This is a genomic window from Haemophilus parainfluenzae, from assembly GCF_003252795.1.
In the GTDB taxonomy this organism is placed as follows: Bacteria; Pseudomonadota; Gammaproteobacteria; order Enterobacterales; family Pasteurellaceae; genus Haemophilus_D; species Haemophilus_D parainfluenzae_K.
In genome coordinates, this window is sequence record NZ_QEPQ01000003.1 from 174,484 (window position 1) to 191,544 (window position 17,061).

At 35.6% G+C, this 17,061-nt stretch carries 16 protein-coding genes; 13 read left to right on the forward strand and 3 right to left on the reverse strand.

The window, feature by feature from the left end; all coding sequences use genetic code 11:
* Position 1: 1 nt before the first annotated feature.
* Both DPV81_RS05755 and proC read right to left on the reverse strand, forming a co-directional pair.
* The gene (locus tag DPV81_RS05755; RefSeq protein ID WP_111387212.1) at positions 2-1,162 is read right to left on the reverse strand and encodes a 3-phenylpropionate MFS transporter; all 1,161 of its coding nucleotides are present in this window, start codon (positions 1,160-1,162) and stop codon (positions 2-4) included.
* Positions 1,162-1,977, reverse strand: a complete 816-nt coding sequence (gene proC, locus DPV81_RS05760) for a pyrroline-5-carboxylate reductase (RefSeq protein WP_111387214.1) — start codon at positions 1,975-1,977, stop codon at positions 1,162-1,164. The genes DPV81_RS05755 and proC overlap by 1 nt, the downstream gene beginning before the upstream one ends.
* Before the next feature lie 68 nt (positions 1,978-2,045).
* Here proC and rdgC point away from each other — a divergent pair, with 68 nt between their 5' ends.
* Complete coding sequence (gene rdgC / locus DPV81_RS05765; protein ID WP_111387216.1) at positions 2,046-2,957, forward strand: recombination-associated protein RdgC; 912 nt, start codon at positions 2,046-2,048, stop codon at positions 2,955-2,957.
* A gap of 83 nt (positions 2,958-3,040) precedes the next feature.
* Here rdgC and typA read toward each other — a convergent pair whose 3' ends face one another.
* Positions 3,041-4,891: a translational GTPase TypA gene (typA, locus tag DPV81_RS05770; RefSeq protein WP_014064214.1), complete on the reverse strand. Its 1,851-nt coding sequence runs from the start codon at positions 4,889-4,891 to the stop codon at positions 3,041-3,043.
* A 248-nt stretch (positions 4,892-5,139) separates the two neighbouring features.
* Between typA and glnA the strand changes: the two genes are divergently transcribed.
* From glnA to DPV81_RS05830, 12 genes are all read left to right on the forward strand, one after another.
* Entirely contained in the window at positions 5,140-6,558 is a 1,419-nt protein-coding gene (gene glnA, locus DPV81_RS05775; RefSeq protein ID WP_049384821.1) for a glutamate--ammonia ligase, read from the forward strand.
* A 157-nt stretch (positions 6,559-6,715) separates the two neighbouring features.
* Positions 6,716-7,780 (forward strand): dTDP-glucose 4,6-dehydratase, encoded by a 1,065-nt coding sequence (gene rffG, locus DPV81_RS05780; protein WP_111387218.1) that lies wholly within the window; start codon positions 6,716-6,718, stop codon positions 7,778-7,780.
* 78 nt (positions 7,781-7,858) lie between these two features.
* Positions 7,859-8,731 carry a glucose-1-phosphate thymidylyltransferase RfbA gene (gene rfbA, locus DPV81_RS05785; protein WP_070776186.1) on the forward strand — a complete coding sequence of 291 codons (873 nt, stop codon included), beginning with the start codon at positions 7,859-7,861 and terminating at the stop codon, positions 8,729-8,731.
* A gap of 1 nt (position 8,732) precedes the next feature.
* Positions 8,733-9,611: a dTDP-4-dehydrorhamnose reductase gene (gene rfbD, locus DPV81_RS05790; protein WP_111387220.1), complete on the forward strand. Its 879-nt coding sequence runs from the start codon at positions 8,733-8,735 to the stop codon at positions 9,609-9,611.
* A gap of 19 nt (positions 9,612-9,630) precedes the next feature.
* Positions 9,631-10,173 (forward strand): dTDP-4-dehydrorhamnose 3,5-epimerase, encoded by a 543-nt coding sequence (rfbC, locus tag DPV81_RS05795; protein WP_111387222.1) that lies wholly within the window; start codon positions 9,631-9,633, stop codon positions 10,171-10,173.
* An 87-nt stretch (positions 10,174-10,260) separates the two neighbouring features.
* Positions 10,261-11,046 (forward strand): ABC transporter permease, encoded by a 786-nt coding sequence (locus DPV81_RS05800; RefSeq protein ID WP_111387224.1) that lies wholly within the window; start codon positions 10,261-10,263, stop codon positions 11,044-11,046.
* Between the two features lie 12 nt (positions 11,047-11,058).
* Positions 11,059-11,796, forward strand: a complete 738-nt coding sequence (locus DPV81_RS05805; protein WP_111387226.1) for an ABC transporter ATP-binding protein — start codon at positions 11,059-11,061, stop codon at positions 11,794-11,796.
* Positions 11,797-11,806: 10 nt separating this feature from the next.
* Positions 11,807-12,988 carry a rhamnan synthesis F family protein gene (locus tag DPV81_RS05810; RefSeq protein ID WP_111387228.1) on the forward strand — a complete coding sequence of 394 codons (1,182 nt, stop codon included), beginning with the start codon at positions 11,807-11,809 and terminating at the stop codon, positions 12,986-12,988.
* 2 nt (positions 12,989-12,990) lie between these two features.
* Complete coding sequence (locus DPV81_RS05815) at positions 12,991-14,799, forward strand: DUF2142 domain-containing protein (RefSeq protein ID WP_111387230.1); 1,809 nt, start codon at positions 12,991-12,993, stop codon at positions 14,797-14,799.
* Positions 14,800-14,802: 3 nt separating this feature from the next.
* The gene (locus DPV81_RS05820; protein ID WP_111387232.1) at positions 14,803-15,183 is read left to right on the forward strand and encodes a GtrA family protein; all 381 of its coding nucleotides are present in this window, start codon (positions 14,803-14,805) and stop codon (positions 15,181-15,183) included.
* Between the two features lie 14 nt (positions 15,184-15,197).
* Positions 15,198-16,172, forward strand: coding sequence for a glycosyltransferase family 2 protein (locus DPV81_RS05825; RefSeq protein WP_111387234.1), 975 nt, complete (start codon positions 15,198-15,200; stop codon positions 16,170-16,172).
* Positions 16,156-17,055, forward strand: coding sequence for a glycosyltransferase family 2 protein (locus DPV81_RS05830; protein WP_111387236.1), 900 nt, complete (start codon positions 16,156-16,158; stop codon positions 17,053-17,055). The genes DPV81_RS05825 and DPV81_RS05830 overlap by 17 nt, the downstream gene beginning before the upstream one ends.
* Positions 17,056-17,061: the final 6 nt, after the last annotated feature.

Sequence of the window (17,061 nt, forward strand, 5' to 3'; positions counted from 1 at the left end):
TTTACACTCTATGTACCAAAAAGGCTTTCACACCACGCGGAGTGATAAATAAGCCAATGAAGGCAAAGGCAGCCATTAAACTAAAGGCATAAACAGGCGAAATTGGATAAAGTATGCCAGAAAGCGCAGTGAAAATCGCAATGGCTGCACATCCCGCCAAGGCATTGTATAAGCCTTGTAATTTCGCAATATGGGTTTGTGGTTGAGTGGTGATATAACGCACGGTCGCGTAATGGCCAACGACATAAGTAAGACTGTGAAAGCATTGTAGTAAGACAATCTCAACAAAGGTATCGGCATAACCGAAAGCGAGCCAACGCACGATAGCCGCAATACCGGTGAGATAGAAAAGGGCTGTAATGGTCCAGTTTTTGAATAATCGGGTGGAGAAGAAAAAGACCACGATTTCAGCTAATACACTGATTCCCCAAAATAAACCTGCATCGGAAACGGAGTGGCCATGATTTGTCCAAAAAATAGTGCTATATGAGTAATAAGCTGCATGCGATCCTTGAATGAGTGAAATCGCAATAAACAAACGAAGGGTCGTTTTATTTTTCAGTAAGTCTAAAAATCCAACGGAATTTTCGACCGCACTTTGGGGTTCATCTTGCGGCATTGGGTTCGGATGAAGTAATTGCACAATACAGTAAAAAACGAGTATGCCTGTGATCATCCAAGTAATATATTGTTCACCCACGAGTCCAATAAAATAACCGAATACCATCACACCGACAACGAACGCAAAGGAGCCAATTAAGCGCGCTTTACCGTAATCTAAATGAATTTGCTGTTGCCACGTGCTGGCGAGACTATCACCAATCGGCATACCGGCTGCATTCACCATGGAATACAATGCAAGTCCAATAAATAATAGCCAGAAATTGTGTGACATCAGTCCAATTAAGGCCATTGTAATGGCACTGGCCACACCTAAATAACGTAACCCATTTACTAAGAGGGAAACACGTTTGATTAAGCCAGAAAATAAAATACCGCCGCTGAAACGGAAAATGTAGGCACAGGCAAGCAATAAGCCGATGCTTTCTTCGCTATAAGATTGTGTTTTCAACCACGCAGGGAAAAGCGGAAGAAACACACCGTAGGCACAGTAGTAACCAAAAAAGCTCAAGGCGAGCCAAGTAAAAGGACGAACTTGCATTAGAATAATTTTTCCATTTCTTGTGAGCGTGCCACACAGGCTTGCATCGCTAGTTTAATAATGTCGTTAAATTGGTGTTGATTGAATACATTTAATGCGGCTGCGGTGGTGCCGCCTTTTGAGGTGACATTTTCTCGTAATGTGGAAAGGGCTATTTGAGGATTTTCAATCACCAACTTCGCCGAGCCTAACATGGCTTGTTGTACCAACTCACGAGATTGGTTTTCATCTAAGCCCATTTCTATTAAGCCTTGTTGCATGGCTTCTAAAAATTGGAAGAAGTAAGCTGGGCTACTGCCAGATGCAGCGGTGACTGCATGCATTTGATCTTCATTTGTCACCCAAGTGGTTTTCCCTACAGCTGAAAGTAAATCTTCCGCAAAAGCGCGGTCAATTTCAGGTGTGTTTTTGTCCGCAAATAAGCCTGCCATGCCTTCACCCACTAATGCAGGTGTGTTTGGCATCACGCGAACAATGGATTTTGCTGTTGGAAGGAGTTCAGCTAATCGGGCAGTCGAAATTCCTGCTGCAATAGAAATAATTAATTTATCAGATAAATCAACCGCACTTAATGGCTTGCAAACATCGGCTAGCACTTGTGGCTTAATGGCAAATAACACAACTTGAGATTGTGTGATGGATTGCTCGTTATCCGTAGAAACGGCGACGCCATATTGAGCAAAAAAAGCACGTTTCTCTTCATTAGGATCATTAACGATAATTTTATCGGCAGGATAACCTTGCTTTAATAGGCCTAACACAATCGCTTGTGCCATATTGCCACCGCCGATGAAGGCAATTAATTTCTGTTGCATCATTTTTTCCCGTGAGTTTATGGGCTACAATGTCGCGTATTTTACCCTATTATGAAGGAAGTGTTACGATGTGGTTTAAAAATTTAATGTCATATAGGCTGACTAAGCCCTTAGATTGGGATCTTAATGAATTACAACGCCAGTTGTCAGATTGTGAATTTCATCCTTGTGGTTCACAAGATCAAAGTAAATTTGGCTGGACGAATCCGTTGAAAGGCAGCGAATTATTGCATTTTTCAGTGGGTAAACACATTTTGTTAGTTGCGAAAAAAGAAGAAAAAATGTTGCCGGCGAATGTGGTAAAACGTGAATTAGATGAACGCATTGAAAGCCTAGAGCAAAAAGAAAACCGTAAATTGAAGAAAACGGAAAAACAAACGTTAAAAGATGATGTGGTGATGAATTTATTGCCACGTGCATTCACTAAAAATCAGCAAACTTCTGTATGGATTGATACAGAGAACAACCTTGTGCATGTCGATGCGGCATCGAGTAAACGAGCAGAAGATGCCTTGGCGTTATTACGTAAATCACTTGGTTCGTTACCCGTTGTACCGTTGGCATTTGCAAATGAACCTTCGACCATTTTAACGGATTGGATTGTGCAGGAAAAAATCCCGCATTGGTTGGTGGCATTAGAAGAGGCTGAACTGCGAGGAAGCCAAGAAGACAGCGTGATCCGTTGTAAGAAACAGCCTTTAGAAAATGAAGAGATTCTCGCACTTTTACAAGATGGCAAAAAAGTGGTGAGCAAACTCGCATTGGAGTGGGAAGATACGCTGACGTTTGTATTTAATGAAGATTGCACGCTCAAACGTTTAAAATTTGCTGATGCAGTGCGTGAGAAAAATGCGGATATTTTAAAAGAAGATTATGCGCAACGTTTTGATGCTGATTTTGTATTAATGACGGGCATTTTATCTAAACTGACCGAAAACTTACTCGATGAATTTGGTGGCGAGAAAGTCAGATTAGGCTAGTTTTAATCATGAAATAAAAAGGCGAACATCATGTTCGCCTTTTGTTTGTTTAAAAGTGCGGTCAAATTTCCGCACGTTTTTAATTAGTGAGTACTCGTACTAGTTGTCGTACGGTTTGCACGTTTACGATCGTTTTCCGTTAAGAGTTTTTTACGGATACGGATCGATTCTGGTGTCACTTCCACTAACTCGTCATCATCGATAAACTCGATGGCTTGTTCAAGTGTAAATTTCACCGGTGTGGTTAAGACGATGGCATCATCTTTACCCGATGCACGCATATTGGTGAGTTTTTTACCTTGTAAACAGTTTACGGTTAAGTCATTTGTTCGGCTGTGAATACCGATGATTTGACCTTCGTAAACTTCTACGTTAGCTTCGATCATTAATTTACCACGCTCTTGTAAACCAAATAGTGCATAAGCAAGTGCTTTACCGGTTGCGTTAGAAATTAATACACCGTTTTTACGTTGGCCGATTTCACCTGGTTTGATGTCATCGTAGTGATCGAAACTAGAGTAAAGTAAACCAGTACCAGATGTCATAGTCATGAATTCACCACGGAAACCGATCAAGCCACGGCTTGGGATGATGTATTCTAAACGTACACGACCTTTGCCATCCGGCATCATATCGCGAACTTCACCTTTACGGATACCTAATGCTTCCATGACAGAACCTTGGTGTTGTTCTTCCACGTCGATAGTCACTTGCTCGTAAGGTTCTTGTTTTTTACCGTTGATTTCACGGTAGATTACTTTAGGGCGAGAAACCGCAAGTTCATAACCTTCTCGACGCATATTTTCAATTAATACAGAAAGGTGTAATTCACCACGACCAGAAACACGGAATTCATCTGGGTTTGGTGTTTCTTCTACGCGTAATGCCACGTTGTGAACTAACTCTTTGTTTAAACGTTCAAGAATTTGACGAGAAGTCACATATTTACCTTCTTGACCCGCAAACGGAGAAGTGTTTACACAGAAGAACATGGTTACGGTTGGTTCATCAACGGTTAATGAAGGTAGTGCTTCAACCGCGTTGATATCACAAATAGTATCCGAGATATTTAATTCACCTAAACCCGTAATCGCGATGATATCACCTGCGTAAGCAACATCTTCTTCATAACGTTGTAAACCAAGGTGACCTAATACTTGACCTACACGGCCTTGACGAGTTTTACCTTCGCCATCAATGATCGTCACAGGTTGATTTGGTTTGATTGAGCCACGTTTGATACGACCGATACCAATAACACCCACATAGCTGTTATAGTCTAATTGGGAAATTTGCATTTGGAATGGGGCATCAAGTTCCACTTTTGGCGGTTCAACGTGTTGAACAATCGCTTCAAATAATGGGGTCATGTCTTCTGCTAATTCTTCGTGTTCAAGACCTGCGACACCATTTAATGCAGATGCATAGATAATAGGGAAGTCTAATTGCTCATCGGTTGCACCAAGGTTAACGAATAAATCGAAAACTTGATCCACCACCCAATCAGGACGTGCGCCTGGGCGGTCAACTTTGTTGATAACTACAATTGGTTTTAAACCATGAGCAAAGGCTTTTTGTGTCACGAAACGCGTTTGTGGCATTGGGCCGTCAAAGGCATCTACCACTAAAAGTACAGAATCCACCATAGAAAGTACACGTTCTACTTCACCACCGAAGTCGGCGTGTCCTGGGGTATCTACGATGTTAATGCGATAACCATTCCAGTTAATTGCGGTATTTTTTGCAAGAATGGTAATGCCACGTTCTTTTTCAAGATCGTTTGAGTCCATTACGCGTTCATCAACATCACCACGAGTTGATTCAAATGTACCAGATTGTTGAAGGAGTTTGTCAACGAGGGTGGTTTTACCATGGTCAACGTGAGCGATAATTGCGATATTGCGCAATTTGTTAATATCAATGTCGTTTTTCATTTATTACGTTCTTAAAGTTTAAGTTTTGTAGGGTGGAATTTTAATGCCACCGAATAGTCCAAGTAGTTTGAATTAGTGAGTAAACTCACTCTACGAGAATCTCGAAAGGGCAAAAATTATACACGATATTTCGCTGCTCTGCTATGCCAGGACATAAAATAAATCTTATGAAAAAAGCAAGCGATTGCGTTATAATGCTCTTTTAATTTTATTAAAGATTATACACATAGCAAAATAGAGGACTCCTTATGCCAAATGCAAATGCAATTGCCAACGTATTTAAACTGATCGAAGAGAACGATATTAAGTTCGTGCTACTTCGTTTCACCGACATTAAAGGTAAAGAACACGGTGTTTCTATCCCGGTTAGCCTTGTTGATGAAGATATGTTTGAAGATGGCAAAATGTTCGATGGCTCTTCTGTTGAAGGTTGGAAAACCATTAACAAAGCCGATATGCTTTTAATGCCAATTGCTGAAACTGCAGTAGTCGATCCATTTGCGCAGATCCCAACACTTTCAATTCGTTGTAGCGTGTATGAACCAACAACTATGCAAAGCTATGATCGTGATCCGCGTTCAATCGCTATTCGAGCTGAAAACTATATGCGTTCAACAGGCGTTGCAGATCAGGCATTCTTTGGTCCAGAACCTGAGTTCTTCTTATTTGATGATGTACGTTTTGATGTATCAATGAACCGTGCTTCTTTCGCCATTGATGATATTGAAGCCGCTTGGAACACCAATAAAAAATATGAAGGCGGAAACAATGCTTACCGTCCATTGAAAAAAGGTGGTTATTGTGCAGTGGCACCAATTGATACCGCTCATGATATTCGTTCTGAAATGTGTTTAATTTTAGAAGAAATGGGCTTAGTCATCGAAGCTCATCACCATGAAGTGGCAACAGCAGGTCAGAACGAAATTGCAACCAAATTCAACAGCTTAACCTTAAAAGCGGATGAAACACAAATCTATAAATATGTGGTGCAAAACGTTGCATTAGAACATGGTAAGACCGCTTGCTTTATGCCGAAACCAATTACGGGTGATAATGGTTCTGGTATGCACTGTAATATGTCATTAAGCAAAGATGGCAAAAACATTTTCCAAGGTGATAAATATGCAGGCCTTTCTGAAACCGCACTTTATTACATCGGCGGTATCATTAAGCATGCTAAAGCATTAAATGCGTTCACAAACCCAAGTACTAACTCATACAAACGTTTAGTGCCAGGTTTTGAAGCGCCAGTATTGTTGGCTTACTCTGCAAGTAACCGTTCTGCGTCAATTCGTATTCCAGCAGTAACTAGTCCGAAAGCAATCCGTATTGAAGCTCGTTTCCCAGATCCATTGGCAAACCCGTACCTTGCATTCGCTGCATTATTGATGGCTGGCCTTGATGGCGTGGTAAACAAAATCCACCCAGGCGATGCAATGGATAAAAATCTTTACGATCTTCCACCAGAAGAATTAAAAGATATTCCAGCAGTTGCGAGCTCGCTAGAAGAAGCGTTGAATTCATTAGAAAAAGACTATGAATTCTTAACGCAAGGTGGTGTGTTTACGAAAGACTTTATCGAAGCATTTATTAATATTAAACGTAAAGAGGTAGAGCGTTTAAATATGACACCACATCCTGTTGAGTTTGAGATGTATTATGCATAATGATAAACAACAGAATTCAAGTTGTTGAATAAGAAAAGTGCGGTCATTTTTGACCGCACTTTTTTCATAAGTATTGTATTCTTTAATTGTGAAATAGTATTATTTCAAATAGAATACAGGGCAATGTTTTATTTGTTAAATAACCAAGAGGATGAAAATGAGCAAAACAATTTTGGTTACTGGTGGTGCTGGTTTTATTGGCTCTGCAGTTGTTCGCCACATTATTGAAAGCACGCAAGATAACGTGGTAAATGTTGATAAATTAACTTATGCAGGTAATTTAGAATCTTTAGAATCTGTAGAAAATAATCCACGTTATGCATTTGAACAAGTGGATATTTGTGATTCAAAAGCATTGTTGCGTGTATTTGAACATCATCAACCTGATGCCGTAATGCATTTAGCGGCAGAAAGTCATGTTGACCGTTCTATTGATGGGCCAGCAGCTTTTATCGAAACAAATATAGTAGGCACTTACACGCTATTAGAAGCAGCTCGAGCCTATTGGAATACTTTAAATGATGAGAGAAAAGCAGCATTTCGTTTTCATCACATTTCAACAGATGAGGTATATGGTGATTTAGAAGGAACAGATGATTTGTTTACTGAAACTACACCTTATGCACCTAGCAGTCCTTATTCAGCATCTAAAGCCTCTAGCGATCACTTGGTTCGCGCATGGTTGCGTACTTATGGTTTACCAACGATTGTGACTAACTGTTCAAATAACTATGGTCCATTTCATTTCCCTGAAAAACTTATTCCATTAATGATTTTAAATGCACTAGATGGAAAACCATTACCAGTTTATGGAAATGGTCAACAAATTCGAGACTGGTTATTTGTAGAAGATCATGCGCGTGCATTATATAAAGTCGTAACCGAAGGAGAAGTAGGGGAAACATACAACATCGGTGGACATAATGAGAAAGCAAATATTGATGTAGTACATACTATTTGTAGTTTATTAGAAGAGTTAGTACCAAATAAACCAGAAGGTGTAGCAAAATATGAAGATCTTATTACCTATGTGAAAGATCGCCCAGGTCACGATGTACGCTATGCGATTGATGCAGCCAAAATTGGCCGAGAATTAGGTTGGAAGCCACAAGAAACTTTTGAATCAGGTATCCGCAAAACGGTAGAATGGTATTTAAATAACAAAAAATGGTGGAGCCGTGTATTAGATGGCTCGTATAACCGTGAGCGTTTAGGTAACTAATTATTAACAAGCGGTGAAGTTTTCCTAATAATTTACAAAAATTTAAGAAAATCTATCCGCTCTTTTAAAGGTCTCCTTATGAAAGGTATTATTCTTGCAGGCGGTTCTGGTACTCGCCTCTATCCCATTACTCTAGGTGTGTCTAAGCAGCTTTTGCCTGTTTATGATAAACCGATGATTTACTATCCACTTTCAGTATTAATGTTAGCGGGTATTCGCGATGTTCTTATTATTACTACCCCTGAAGATAATGAAAGTTTCAAGCGCTTATTAGGTGATGGTTCAGACTTTGGTGTGAATTTACAGTATGCAATTCAACCAAGCCCAGATGGTTTAGCCCAAGCATTTCTTATTGGTGAAGAGTTTATCAATGGAGATAGCTGTTGTTTAGTATTAGGCGATAACATTTTTTATGGTCAGCATTTCTCTCAAATGTTGCAAGAAGCAGTTGCTCAACCAAGTGGTGCAACAGTATTCGGGTATCTTGTAAAAGATCCTGAACGTTTCGGCGTAGTTGAATTTGATGAAAACTTCAAAGCGGTTTCAATCGAAGAAAAGCCTGCCCAACCTAAATCTAACTATGCCGTAACAGGATTATATTTTTATGATAACCGTGTGGTTGATTTTGCAAAACAAGTTAAACCTTCAGCGCGTGGTGAATTAGAAATCACCACATTAAATGAAATGTATCTAAAAGACGGTTCATTAAACGTGCAATTACTTGGACGTGGTTTCGCTTGGTTAGATACAGGTACGCACGAAAGTTTACACGAAGCTGCTTCTTTCGTGCGTACCATTGAAAATGTTCAGGGCTTGCAAGTCGCTTGTTTAGAAGAGATTGCATGGCGTAATAGTTGGTTAACTTCTGAACAAGTCGAGGCATTGGCAAAACCGATGGCGAAAAACGAATATGGTCAATACCTACTTCGTTTAATCAAAGAGGGCAAATAGAATGGCAAAATTTTTGATTACGGGTGCTAAAGGGCAAGTTGGCTACTGTTTAACGCAGCAATTACAAGGTAAACACGAAATTTTAGCCGTTGACCGTGATGAACTTGATATTACCGATCAAAGTGCGGTAAAAAATGCGATTGAAAATTTCCATCCTGATGTCATTATCAACGCCGCTGCACACACAGCTGTGGATCGTGCTGAAACAGAAGTAGAACTTTCCAAAGCCATTAATGTGAAAGGCCCGCAATATTTGGCAGAAGCCGCAAAAGATGTAGGGGCAACCATTTTACATATCTCAACCGATTACGTTTTTGATGGGCAGCGAGAAGGAAAATATAAAGAAACTGATGCTACCGATCCGCAAGGCGTATATGGCAAAACAAAATTAGAAGGTGAGCAAGCTGTTGCAAAAGCGAACGATAAATTTATTGTCTTGCGTACAGCTTGGGTATTTGGCGAACACGGCAATAACTTCGTGAAAACGATGTTACGTTTAGCAAAAACTCGCGATACATTAGGCGTCGTAGCAGACCAAATTGGCGGGCCTACCTATGCAGGTGATATTGCAGCAAGCTTAATTCAAATCGCAGAAAAAATTATTGCTGGCGAAGATGTTCAATATGGCATTTACCATTTCACAGGTGAACCTTGTATCAGTTGGCATGATTTTGCAAAAGCGATTTTTGCTGAAGCTGTTTCACAAAAAGTACTAGAAAAGGCACCGCTTGTGAATTCTATTACTACTGCTGATTATCCTACACCAGCAAAACGTCCAGCAAACTCATGCTTAGATTTAACTAAAATTCAGCAAGTTTTTGATATTCAGCCAAGTAATTGGCAAAAAGCATTGAAAAATATTAAGGCTTATGCAGAATAAGAAAATATAAGGATTTATAATGAAAGTTATTGATACTAAAATTCCCGATGTAAAATTATTAGAACCTCAAGTATTCGGTGATGAACGTGGTTTCTTTATGGAAACCTTCCGTGATGAATGGTTTAAACAAAATGTAGCAAATCGTACTTTTGTGCAAGAAAATCACTCTAAATCAATAAAAGGTGTGTTACGTGGATTACATTATCAAACTGAAAATACACAGGGTAAATTAGTGCGTGTAGTATCTGGAGCCGTATTTGATGTTGCCGTTGATATGCGGGAATTCTCTCCCACATTTGGACAATGGGTAGGTGAAATTTTGTCAGTTGAAAATAAACGTCAGCTTTGGGTACCTGAAGGGTTTGCACATGGCTTTTATGTTTTAACTGATGAAGCTGAATTTACTTATAAATGTACTGATTACTATAATCCTAAAGCAGAGCATTCTTTAATTTGGAATGATGAGACCGTTGGTATTGAATGGCCTCTTGAAGGTGAGCCGAGTTTATCTGCTAAGGATTTAGCAGGTAAAGTGTTGGCGGAAACAGTGAAATTTAAATAAGATCTTGCAAATATATGGGGGTATTGCATAAACTTCCCCCCTTTCATCTTTTAGATTCTATTGTTTTACATTCGTATTGAGATTCTTATGAAAAAACAAACTGGATTAATTGAATTATTACACTACAAAGAGTTATTAAGACAATTAGTCATTAAAGATATCAAATTAAAATATCGCCGCAGTTATTTAGGTTATATTTGGAGTATTTTAAATCCATTATTAATGATGACTGTATTGGTTATTGTTTTCTCGCAATTATTTAGATTTGATATTCCAAACTTTGCAGTATATTTACTAAGTGGACAAGTATTATTCAGCTTTCTTAGTGAAGCAACAACAATGGCTGTAAGCTCTATCGTAGGGAATGCACCTTTACTAAAAAAAACCTATGTTCCTAAATATATTTTTACTATTTCTAAAGTAACAAGTTCATTAGTTAATTTATTATTTTCACTTGTTGCATTAGTATTAGTGATGATATTCACTCAAGTTTCTTTTACTTGGAATATTCTTTGGTTTCCTGTTGTATTACTTGAAGTTTATGTTTTCAGCTTAGGCGTTAGCCTTATTCTTGCCGCCACTGCAGTATTTTTCCGAGATATTCAGTATTTATGGGGTGTATTTATTTCTATTTGGATGTATTTAACGCCAATTATTTATCCTGTTTCGATTATTTCAGAAGAATATCGTTGGTGGTATGACAATTTAAATCCAATGTATGGTTACGTTACGCAATTTAGAGATGTCGTTTTAAATGGTAATCCATTGCCATTAGAATGGTTAACTCAAGGATTTATTGTTGCCTTTGCTTTCTTATTTATTGGATATTGGGTATTTAAACGTAAACAAAACCAATTTATTCTTTATATTTAACGGAGGTAAGAAATGAATGACATCGTTGTAAATGTAAAAAATGCCTCCGTACGCTTCAATAAAGCTTCTGGTAATATCAGTGGCTTAAAAGAATATGTAATTAAACTTTTAAAACGAGAACTGATGTTTCAGGAATTCTTTGCTTTAAAAGATATTAATTTGCAAGTAAAAAGAGGCGAAGCTTGGGGATTAATTGGAACAAATGGTTCAGGAAAATCTACATTATTAAAATTAATTAGTGGAATTATTGACCCTTACACAGGTAGTGTTGAAATTAATGGTTCGATTTCACCGTTAATTGAATTAGGTGCTGGATTTGATTCTGAGTTAACTGCGCGTGAAAATATATTTTTAAATGGTTCGTTATTAGGGCATAGCAAAAAATTCATAGAAGAGCATTTCCAACAAATTGTTGATTTTGCTGAGCTTAATGATTTTTTAGATGTGCCTATTAAGAATTTTTCATCAGGAATGTCTGCCCGTTTAGGTTTCGCCATTGCAACCGTAACAAAACCCGATATTTTAATCGTAGATGAAGTATTAGCTGTCGGAGATTATGCTTTCCAACAAAAATGTAAAGCAAGAATGGAAGAGTTATTAAGTGGTGGTACAACGCTTCTCTTTGTATCTCACTCTATTGAACAAGTAAAAGAGCTTTGCCAATACGCCATTTGGATTGATAAAGGTATTGTAAAAGCACAAGGTGATGTGAATTTGGTAGGCCAACAATATATGTCAACGTTTAATTAGGTTATTTTTTATGTTAAAAAAAATCTTCCATATTCTTAAAGAAAAATTTTTATTTAATTCTATGCTTTCTTTCTTAATCAAAGAACGCTATAAAATGAGTAAAGCTGCTAAAAATTACTCAAAATCTAACCCTAATGGTACGATCAAGCCAATTAAGCAATTTGAAGCTTTTGACTACACTTCATTAAATAATGAAAATGTTATCTTGTTTGTTGTTTATGCTCCTAAATCATTTCTAATGTATGAAAGATATTTTCAAATGTTAGAAAAATTAAATTATAAAATTGTAGCGATTTCTAATGGTACATTAAATTCAGATTTTGTTGAAAAATTTAACGATAAAGTCGTCTTTATGGGCGAACGTGCGAATATTGGACGTGACTTCGGTACTTATAAAGAATTTATCCGTTTACTTCGTCACAAAAATGTAACGCCTAACAACCTTATTATTTGTAACGATTCTGTTTTTGCTAATTTAAAACAAAAAGATAATCGATTTATTGACTTCCTCATTAAAAGTGAAAAAGAAGATTTTGTTGGTGTTGCGGAATATATGGGAAAACCAGGTTATCACGTTCAATCTTATTTCTTAAAATTTTCACATAATGTGCTAAAAGCACCCAATTTTATTAAGTTTTGGGATAATTTCTTAATTAGCGATGATAGACGTTTGAATATTCATAATGGAGAAATTAAACTTTCTGCATCTATTTTAAAAGATGGGTTTAAACCAGTTGTATTTTTAAGCACAGATAATGTTATCAATAAAATTGTTAGTTCAAAAGAGACCCTGCAAAAATTCTTAATTGAAGCCTCAGCGAATAAACACTTAGATCAAAATGTTATCTCAAGTCTAAAATCTTTAAGTCTTGCTTTTTATGATAAAAAATCTACACCAGAACACATAGCTTATTATACTGCCTCTTTAAAACAAGAAATTTCTCGTATGATAGATCGATTTGGGATGATAGTAGTTTGTCCATTTTTTATTATCGATGAGTTTGGTTTTCCATTCTTAAAACGTGATTTAGTCTATAGACAAATTACAGAATGGATGTTAATTCGTGAGCAAGGTAAGTTATTTGATCAAGATTTATTAAATGAATATGTTAATGATCAGCGTATTCGCTGTCGAGCTTGGAATCTTGGAAGTTTAAAAGACAAATTGATGTATCATACAGGTATGAATTAAATATGGAAAAGTCTTTTTTTAAAATCAAAGATAAACAATATGAGAAATTAATTAAATTTTTATTATCTATTATTTTTATCTCTGGAATATTATCTATATTTTATCGTTCTCCGATGTCTTGGCTAGATGAACAAATCCACTATGCTAGAGTTATTCAGTTATCTAATGGTGATATTTTTAAATCCATTGATAATGATAACTCTAAATGGGGGGGGGATATATCAAAAAATCATCAGGAATTTATTGATCGCTCTATGTCAAAAATTGTTGCATCTCTTTCTTCAGGAGAAGACTCAATTATTAGTGATGACTGGAGTAACTATTATAATGATCTAGATTATACTGAAGATAAACATTTTCATATAGCAACAGGCGCAGTACCTTATGTTCCTGCTGTTTATGGAATTTATGTTTTAGCTGCAGATTTTAATAAAATATTGCATCTAAATATAGTAAATGAATATAAATTTATGAAATTATTAAATTTCATATTTTGTTATCTACTTATTTTAGCCACTGTAAGAGTGCTTCCTTATCATAAATTGGCTTTTTGTGCTATTTTTTTACTACCAACTACTATACTAACATTATCTTCTGTTACCGCAGATGCAATATCTTTTTCAATAAGTTTTTTATTCGCGGCATATACTCTCAATTTATTTAATAGAATAGCTAAAAGTAATAAAATTGATAAATCATCTATTATTTTTTATTTGATTATATCTATTGGAGTAATTATCTCAAAAATGCCCACATTTATGCTTATAGTGCTGTATATCCCTTTAATACTTAAAAATTACATTACTAATAAAAAGATCACTAAATTTAGTCTAATACTATTTTTCTCTGCATTGCTATTTGCAGCATTTACTCTGAGTTGGTTTTATCTTATTAAAGATATTAATACAGGGGCTTATCACGGAAAAAATGATGTTAATACACTTGAACAAATAACATACATTATACATAATTTTAGTGAGTTTTTAACTACACTAATAAAATCAATTTTTAGTTATAACTTTTTAAATATGCAGTTGGGGTATGCTGATAGATCTTATTATATGTATATACCAAATATATTTAGCTACCTATTTTTAATTGGTTTAATACTTTCATTCTTTATTCAAGATCAAGAAGAAAATAAACAAAATTCGCTATTATCAATATTCTCAATATCTTCTTTTGTTTTAATTACAGTGTTAATTTTTACATTGCTCTATTTACAATTTACTCAAGTAGGTGGAAAAGAGATTGCAGGGGTACAAGCTAGATACTTTATTCCATACTTTCCTCTACTCATTATTGCTTTTCCGTTTTTAAAAGTTAAGGAGGGATATGCCACTTTAAAGTATTTAGCTACATTTTTTATATTGCTCCCCTTGTTTTATTATTTATTGTTATTTTCTAATCAGCTTTTTACCAAGAAATCAGATAAACTTGATTATGAGGAAATTAACTCTATACCGTCTAGCCTAGAATACAATGGCTTTATCGATGAATTAAAGGTTAATGATAGTAGTATTTTTATTAGAGGTTGGGGGATGCTTTCTGATTTTAAAGACAGTAATCAAAAATTATTAATTTATACTAACAGCAATTATAAAATTGAATACATTAATAGAAACAGAAGAAATGATGTATCTAAAGCATTAAATAATGAATCACTTGATAATTCAGGATTCACACTAAAATTGATGTTTGATGAGAGTAAAAAGGAAAATTTTAAAATTTGTATTATCTCTCAAGACAAATCTCTTGGGGAATATAAAATAAAAATGGAGAATCCTAATGCCATATACAACTGTGAGTAATCTATGAAACTAGAAAAACACAAACAATTCGTTATATTTCTTTTTGTAGGTGGTAGCTCAGCTTTAGTTGATATAGGGAGCTTATACTTATTTAATAAGATTTTATTATGGAATAATGAACTATCTATCTCTTTGGCATTTATATTAGGACTGGTATTTAATTATTTTTCACACACATACTTTACTTTTCAAGATAAAGCCAGTATCGGAAATCTAATAAAATACCTCATTCTTGTTTTATTGAACTATATTAATACAATCATATTAATGTATCTTCTAACAGAATTCTTAGATATTGATATTATAATAGCGAAAGTAATTACACTTCCAGTTATTGCAGTTACTACTTTCATTATATCCAAGATCTGGGTTTATAAAAATTAAAATAGGATTCATATATGATAGAAAATAAACGTATTGCGGCTGTTGTTCCAAGCTATCGAGTTATTGCACATATCAAAAGTGTAATTTCAAAGATGCCTGATTATATTGATGTTATTTATATTGTAGATGATAAATGCGATCAAAATAGTGGCAAATTTGTAGAAGACAACATTACAGACCCAAGAGTTAAGGTTATCTTTCACAAAGAAAATCAAGGTGTTGGTGGGGCTGTTATCACTGGGTACCGTCAAGCTATTGAAGATAATATGGATATTGTTGTCAAAATTGATGGCGATGATCAAATGGATCCTACATTAGCTAGAAAATTTATTACGCCCATTGTCAACGGTGAAGCCGATTACACAAAAGGAAATCGATTTTTCAATTTCTCAGATGCAAGTTCAATGCCTAAAGTCCGTCTATTTGGTAATATAGCACTCTCTTTTTTAACTAAATTATCTTCTGGATATTGGAAAACATTCGATCCTACTAATGGCTATACAGCCATTAGTACTGCAGTACTAAAACGCTTAGCATTAGATAAGATACAAAAACGTTATTTCTTTGAAAGTGATATTTTATTTCATCTTAATTTAGTACAAGCTAAGGTTATGGACATACCAATGATTGCTGTATATGGAGACGAAATATCCAATTTGAAAATCAATAAGATATTTTTCCCTTTTCTTAAAGGGAATCTGAAAAATTTTTCTAAGCGGATATTCTATAAGTATTTCTTACAAGACTTTAATGTAGCTTCGTTAGAACTTATATTTGGTATCTCATTGAGTTTATTTGGTACCATATTTGGGTTATATCATTGGTTTGTTAATACGGGATTAAATGTTCAAACACCAACAGGTACTATTGTTGTTGCATTATTACCTATTTTAGTTGGAATATACCTATTATTATCATTCCTCTCTTACGATGTGAATAATATTCCCTCAGAAGCTATTTCTAAAAATCTAGATGATAAAGAAAACTAATAAGAAACATTTTAATTATAATGTTATTGTATGCACCTTCAATGGTGCATCTTTCATATCAGAACAACTAAAGAGCATGTTATCGCAGCCTATTCTGCCACAAAAAATTATTATATCTGATGATGGTTCTTGCGATGAAACCCTTGCTATTGTTCAGCAAATTTTTGCTCAGGCTAACTTTGCGGCTTATCAAATTGTACAAGGTCCTAAAAAAGGCGTAATCGCTAATTTTCTGTCTGCCTTAAAGCATTGTGAAGCAGATTTTACTTTTTTAGCGGATCAAGATGATATTTGGCACTTGGACAAGATCACAGAATTTGCTCAAATGGCTAAAAAACAAAATAGTAATGTCCCAACTCTGACTTTCAGTGATGCTCGTTTGATTGATGAACAAAATAATGAAATTTCGCCAAGTTTTTTTACTTATCAGGCTTTGAGTGCGAAATGCTTAAGTGATGATTCGATTTTGTATAAAAATTGTGTGCAAGGCGCAGCCTGTATGATCAATAGTGCTTTACGCAATCTGGCACTTAACTCTTTATCTTATATTCAACTTTCCGATCTTTATATGCACGATTGGTGGTTGGCACTGTTAGCACGTTATTATGGTGAAATACAATTTATAGATAAGCCTTTACTAGATTATCGTCAACATTGCCAAAATCAAGTGGGGGTGTTTAACCATAAATTGCGTCTATTTTATTATTTTATTCGATTTAAGTCTTACTGGAAAAATATTCGTCAGGCAATCCGGCAAGTTAAAATGTTTGAACAATTTACTACACAATATGGCAAACCACATTGTTTACCTCCCTCTTCAAAAAGAGAGTACCAAAGTGTGCCAAAATTAAAGCAGTGGCTATTATCCCTTTTGGTAAAATAAGGACGA

What these genes read in the sequence shown, in the direction of transcription:
- DPV81_RS05830 (WP_111387236.1), top strand. Translation starts at nt 16,156, where the DNA reads ATGATAAAGAAAACTAATAAGAAACATTTTAATTATAATGTTATTGTA.
- DPV81_RS05820 (WP_111387232.1), top strand. Translation starts at nt 14,803, where the DNA reads ATGAAACTAGAAAAACACAAACAATTCGTTATATTTCTTTTTGTAGGT.
- rdgC (WP_111387216.1), top strand. Translation starts at nt 2,046, where the DNA reads ATGTGGTTTAAAAATTTAATGTCATATAGGCTGACTAAGCCCTTAGAT.
- DPV81_RS05805 (WP_111387226.1), top strand. Translation starts at nt 11,059, where the DNA reads ATGAATGACATCGTTGTAAATGTAAAAAATGCCTCCGTACGCTTCAAT.
- DPV81_RS05815 (WP_111387230.1), top strand. Translation starts at nt 12,991, where the DNA reads ATGGAAAAGTCTTTTTTTAAAATCAAAGATAAACAATATGAGAAATTA.
- rfbA (WP_070776186.1), top strand. Translation starts at nt 7,859, where the DNA reads ATGAAAGGTATTATTCTTGCAGGCGGTTCTGGTACTCGCCTCTATCCC.
- DPV81_RS05800 (WP_111387224.1), top strand. Translation starts at nt 10,261, where the DNA reads ATGAAAAAACAAACTGGATTAATTGAATTATTACACTACAAAGAGTTA.
- DPV81_RS05755 (WP_111387212.1), bottom strand. Translation starts at nt 1,162, where the DNA reads ATGCAAGTTCGTCCTTTTACTTGGCTCGCCTTGAGCTTTTTTGGTTAC.
- typA (WP_014064214.1), bottom strand. Translation starts at nt 4,891, where the DNA reads ATGAAAAACGACATTGATATTAACAAATTGCGCAATATCGCAATTATC.
- proC (WP_111387214.1), bottom strand. Translation starts at nt 1,977, where the DNA reads ATGCAACAGAAATTAATTGCCTTCATCGGCGGTGGCAATATGGCACAA.
- rffG (WP_111387218.1), top strand. Translation starts at nt 6,716, where the DNA reads ATGAGCAAAACAATTTTGGTTACTGGTGGTGCTGGTTTTATTGGCTCT.
- DPV81_RS05825 (WP_111387234.1), top strand. Translation starts at nt 15,198, where the DNA reads ATGATAGAAAATAAACGTATTGCGGCTGTTGTTCCAAGCTATCGAGTT.
- rfbC (WP_111387222.1), top strand. Translation starts at nt 9,631, where the DNA reads ATGAAAGTTATTGATACTAAAATTCCCGATGTAAAATTATTAGAACCT.
- glnA (WP_049384821.1), top strand. Translation starts at nt 5,140, where the DNA reads ATGCCAAATGCAAATGCAATTGCCAACGTATTTAAACTGATCGAAGAG.
- rfbD (WP_111387220.1), top strand. Translation starts at nt 8,733, where the DNA reads ATGGCAAAATTTTTGATTACGGGTGCTAAAGGGCAAGTTGGCTACTGT.
- DPV81_RS05810 (WP_111387228.1), top strand. Translation starts at nt 11,807, where the DNA reads ATGTTAAAAAAAATCTTCCATATTCTTAAAGAAAAATTTTTATTTAAT.